Annotated in this window: 1 protein-coding gene; it reads right to left on the reverse strand. The window is 69.6% G+C overall.

The window, feature by feature from the left end; genetic code table 11:
• A partial coding sequence (locus ACFWSK_RS37365) for an amino acid adenylation domain-containing protein (protein ID WP_383796541.1) occupies window positions 1-4,310 on the reverse strand: 4,310 nt, incomplete at its 3' end.
• Window positions 4,311-4,319 lie beyond the last annotated feature (9 nt).

The following is a 4,319-nucleotide window of genomic DNA, read 5'->3' on the forward strand; positions in this document are numbered from 1 at the left end:
ACCAGCGTATTCACGAAGAACCCGATCAGGTCCTCAGTCTCCGCACGATTCCGGTTCGCGACCGGCGTGCCCACCACCACATCATCCGAACCCGCGTACCGACCCAGCAGGACATCGAACGCCGCGAGGAGCGTCATGAACATCGTCGTGCCGCTCTGACGCGACAGCGCTCGCAACGCCTCCGCCGCGGCCACCGGCACAGTGAACGCGGCCTGCGCCCCCGCCGAGGACCGCACCGCCGGACGCGGCCGGTCGACCGGGAGTTCCAGGGTCGGAACGTCGCTCAGCTGGTCGTGCCAGTAGGCAAGCTGCTCGTCCAGGACGTCACCGGCCAGCCACTGCCGCTGCCACACCGCGAAGTCCGCGTACTGCACGGCAAGCGGCGGCAACGGGTCCGGCTCGCCCGCGCGGAACGCCTCGTACAGCGCCGCGAGTTCGCGCTGGAGGATGCGCTCCGACCATTCGTCGGTGACGACGTGGTGCATGGTGAGCGCCAGTACGTGCTCGTCCGGAGCGAGACGTATCAGGGCGGCCCGAACCAGTGGCCCGTTCGTCAGATCGAACGGAGTGGCCGCGTCCGCTGCCACAAGGGCGTGGGCGACACCTACCGGGTCTGCCGCATCGGACACGTCGACGACCGGCAGCGGGAAGGGGGCCGGCGGGTCGATCACCTGATGCGGCACACCGTCCGCGTCAGGGGTGAGGCGGGTGCGCAGCACCTCGTGTCGCGCCATCACAGCGCTGAGTGCCGCCCCCAGGACGTCCACGTCCAGGTCTCCGCGCCAGGGCATCGGGGTCGGCAGTACGTGGCCCAGCGCGCCCGGGTCCAACCGGTCCAGGAACCACAGACGCTGCTGTGCGTACGACAGCGGCAACGGCTCGTCCCGGCCCTCCGGCGTCACCGGCGGCACCGTCACCCCCGTGCCGGACTCGTCGATCGTCTCGGCCAGGCCACGTACCGTGGGCCGGTCGAAGAGCGCCGACAGCGGCACCTCGGTCCCGAAGACCTCGCGCACCCGGGAGATCACCTGGGTGGCAAGCAGCGAGTGGCCGCCGATCCCGAAGAAGTCGTCGTCGGCGCCGATCCCGTCCACGCCGAGGACCTGCACCCAGATCCCGGCGAGCAGCTCCGCGGTGGCTCCCTCCGGAGCCACGTACTCGTGTGTGTCCGCGTGGGCGGCGGGGTCGGGCTGGGGAAGTGCGGCGCGGTTGAGCTTGCCGTTCTGGGTCAGGGGCAGCTCGGTCAGCTCGATGAACACGGCGGGGGTCATGAAGTCCGGCAGGCTCTGGCGCAGGTGGTCTCGCATCTCGGCCACCGGCGGAATGCCCTCGCCGAGGTCGGCGGGGACCACGTAGGCCACGAGGCGGCGGCCCATGCCGTCGCCGAAGGCCGTCACGACTGCCGACCGGACGCCCTGGTGCGTGGCGAGGACGGCTTCGATCTCGCCCGGCTCGATGCGGACTCCGCGCACCTTGATCTGGTGGTCGGCGCGGCCGAGGAACTCCAGCTGCCCGTCCGCGAGCCAGCGCACCCTGTCGCCGGACCGGTACATGCGCGCTCCGCCGCCGACGAACGGGTCGGCCACGAACCGTTCGGCCGTCAGCGCGGGGCGACCGCCGTAGCCGCGTGCCACGCCTGCGCCACCGATGAACAGCTCACCCGGGATGCCGACGGGCACGGGCTTGGACCGGGCGTCGAGGACGTACACCTTGGTGTCCGCGATCGGAAGACCGATCGGCACCGACGACACAGGCTCCCGAAGCGTGGAGGCGACACAGGTGATGGTCGTCTCGGTCGGCCCGTACGTGTTGTAGATGGGCACGGACGTCTGCGCGAACCACTGGTCGAGCGCCTGGGGCGACACGGCTTCGCCGCCCAGGATCAGCCAGCGGAATTCCGGACCCAGCACGTCACCGGCCGAGAGGCCGGGGATGACCATCTCCCAGAGCGCGGGTGTGATCTCCACGGAGGTCACGGCCTGTTCCCGGATCTCGCGCAGCACGCGCTCCGGTGCCCATTGATCCGACCCGCGCAGTACGAGGCGTCCGCCGTGCAGCAGGATCGCGAAGAGCTGCTCCTGCGCCGCGTCGAAGGTGAGGGAGGCCAGCTGAAGTGTCACGTCTGCCGGGGTCAGGCCGTACCGCCGGCCCATCTCCTGCAGTTGCAGGCTCCACGAGTGGTGCTGGATGAGCACGCCCTTGGGCATGCCGGTCGAACCGGAGGTGAAGATGACGTACGCGAGGTTCTGCGGCGTCACGTCCACCTGCGGGTCATCGGTGGCGCACCTGGCGATGTCCGGCCAGTCGGTGTCGATGAGGAGGCGGGGCACGGAGAAAGCCGAGAGCCGCTCGTCCAGTACGGATTCGGTGAGGAGCAGCGCGGCACCGGAGGACTCCGTCATGTGGTGGAGTCGCTGGGCGGGCTGGTCCGCGTCGAAGGGCAGATAGGCAGCACCTGCCTTGAGGACGGCGAGCAGGGCCACGACCGTCTTCAGGCTGCGGGCGAGGCATACACCGACGACGTCCTCGGGGCCGATACCTTCCGCGATGAGCCGGTGTGCGAGCTGGTTGGCCTCCGCGTTCAGCCCGCCGTACGTGAGGTGGCGGTCGCCCTCCACGACGGCGACGGCGTCGGGCGTGCGGTGCGCCTGCTCCTGGACGAGCAGATGAACGGGGCGTCCTTCCGCGTGCGTCTCGGTGCCGGTTCCGAGTTGCCGCAGGGTCGAGCGTTCGGCGTCGGTGAGCAGCTCCAGGGCGCCGATGCTGCGGTCCGGTTCGAGGACGCCCTGCAGGACGGCGACGAGGTGGCCCGCCATGCGCTGCATCGTGGTGTCGTCGAACAGCGCGGTGCTGTACTCGATCTCGCCGGACAGGGCGCCTTCACCGCTGTCCCTGAAGGTCAGCGACAGGTCCGAGAGGGTGAGGTCACGCGTCATGGCGGGACCCGGCACCGCGGAATCGGCGTCGTTGTCGGCGTCGGCCTGCTGTGCGCCGTACGCCTGGTCCGGGCCGTCGGGGTCGGACGCGTCCGCCGCTCCGGCGCCATCGCGCACGTAGTTGAAGTAGACCTGGAACAGGGAGGTCCGGGACCGGTCCCGCTCGGTGACGAGTTCGTCCACCAGTTGCTCGAACGGCAGGTCCTGGTGAGCGTAGGCCCCCAAGGCGGTCTTCCGTACCCGGCCGAGGAGTTCGGTGAAGGTCGGGTCGCCCGACAGATCGGTGCGCAGGACGAGCGTGTTCACGAAGAAGCCGATCAGGCTCTCGGTCTCTGCCCGGTTCCGGTTCGCCACAGCCGTGCCGACCGCGACGTCGTCCGTGTCGCAGTATCGGCCGAGGAGGATGTCGAACGCCGCAAGCAGCGTCATGAACATCGTCGTGCCGCTCGAACGGGACAGCACGCGCAGCGCTTCCGCCGTCTCCGCGGGAACGGCGAACTGCGTACTCGCCCCCACCGATGACCGGATCGGCGGACGGGTCCGGTCGAGCGGCAGCTCAAGCTCGGCTATTCCGTCCAACTGATCGCGCCAATAGGAAAGTTGTCCGTCGATTACGTCGCCGCTCAGCCATTCGCGTTGCCATACCGCGAAGTCGGCGTACTGCACCGGCAGCGGAGGCAGCGGGTTCGGCTCACCGGAACGGAAGGCTTCGTACAGTGCCGCCATCTCCTGGTGGATGATCCGCGCCGACCACTCGTCCGAGACGACGTGGGGCATGGCCAGCGACAGTACGTGCTCGCCGATTCCCAGCCGGATCAGCGTGCCGCGGAAGAGGGACCCCCCGGCGAGATCGAACGGCTCCGTCATGCCCCGAGCGACGATCTGCTCCGCGAGGCCGAGCGGATCATCGCTGCCGGATACGTCCACCACCGGCAGCGAGAAGGCGGTCGGCGGGTCGATCACCTGGTGGGCCACGCCCTCCGCGTCCGCCACCAGGCGGGTACGCAGCACCTCGTGCCGCGCGACGAGTGCGCCCAGAGCGGCGCCCAGAGCGGCGACGACGAGCACTCCGTCGAGGCGGACGGGGAGTGCCACGTTGTATTCGGTGGATCCGGGGTCGAGTTGGTCCAGGAACCACAGCCGTTGCTGCGCGAACGACAACGGCAACGGCTTGTCCCGGTCGGCCGGCGCCATCGGCGGCACCACAACCCCCGAGGACTCCAACACCACCTCGGCAAGCCCCCGCACCGTCGGCCGATCGAACAACACCGAGAACGCGACCTCGACACCCAGCACCTCGCGGATCCGCGAGATCACCCGGGTCGCCAGCAACGAATGCCCACCCAGCTCGAAGAAACTGTCCGTAGCACCCACCCGCTCCAC

It is taken from the genome of Streptomyces sp. NPDC058620 (assembly GCF_042717135.1).
Taxonomy (GTDB): Bacteria; Actinomycetota; Actinomycetes; order Streptomycetales; family Streptomycetaceae; genus Streptomyces.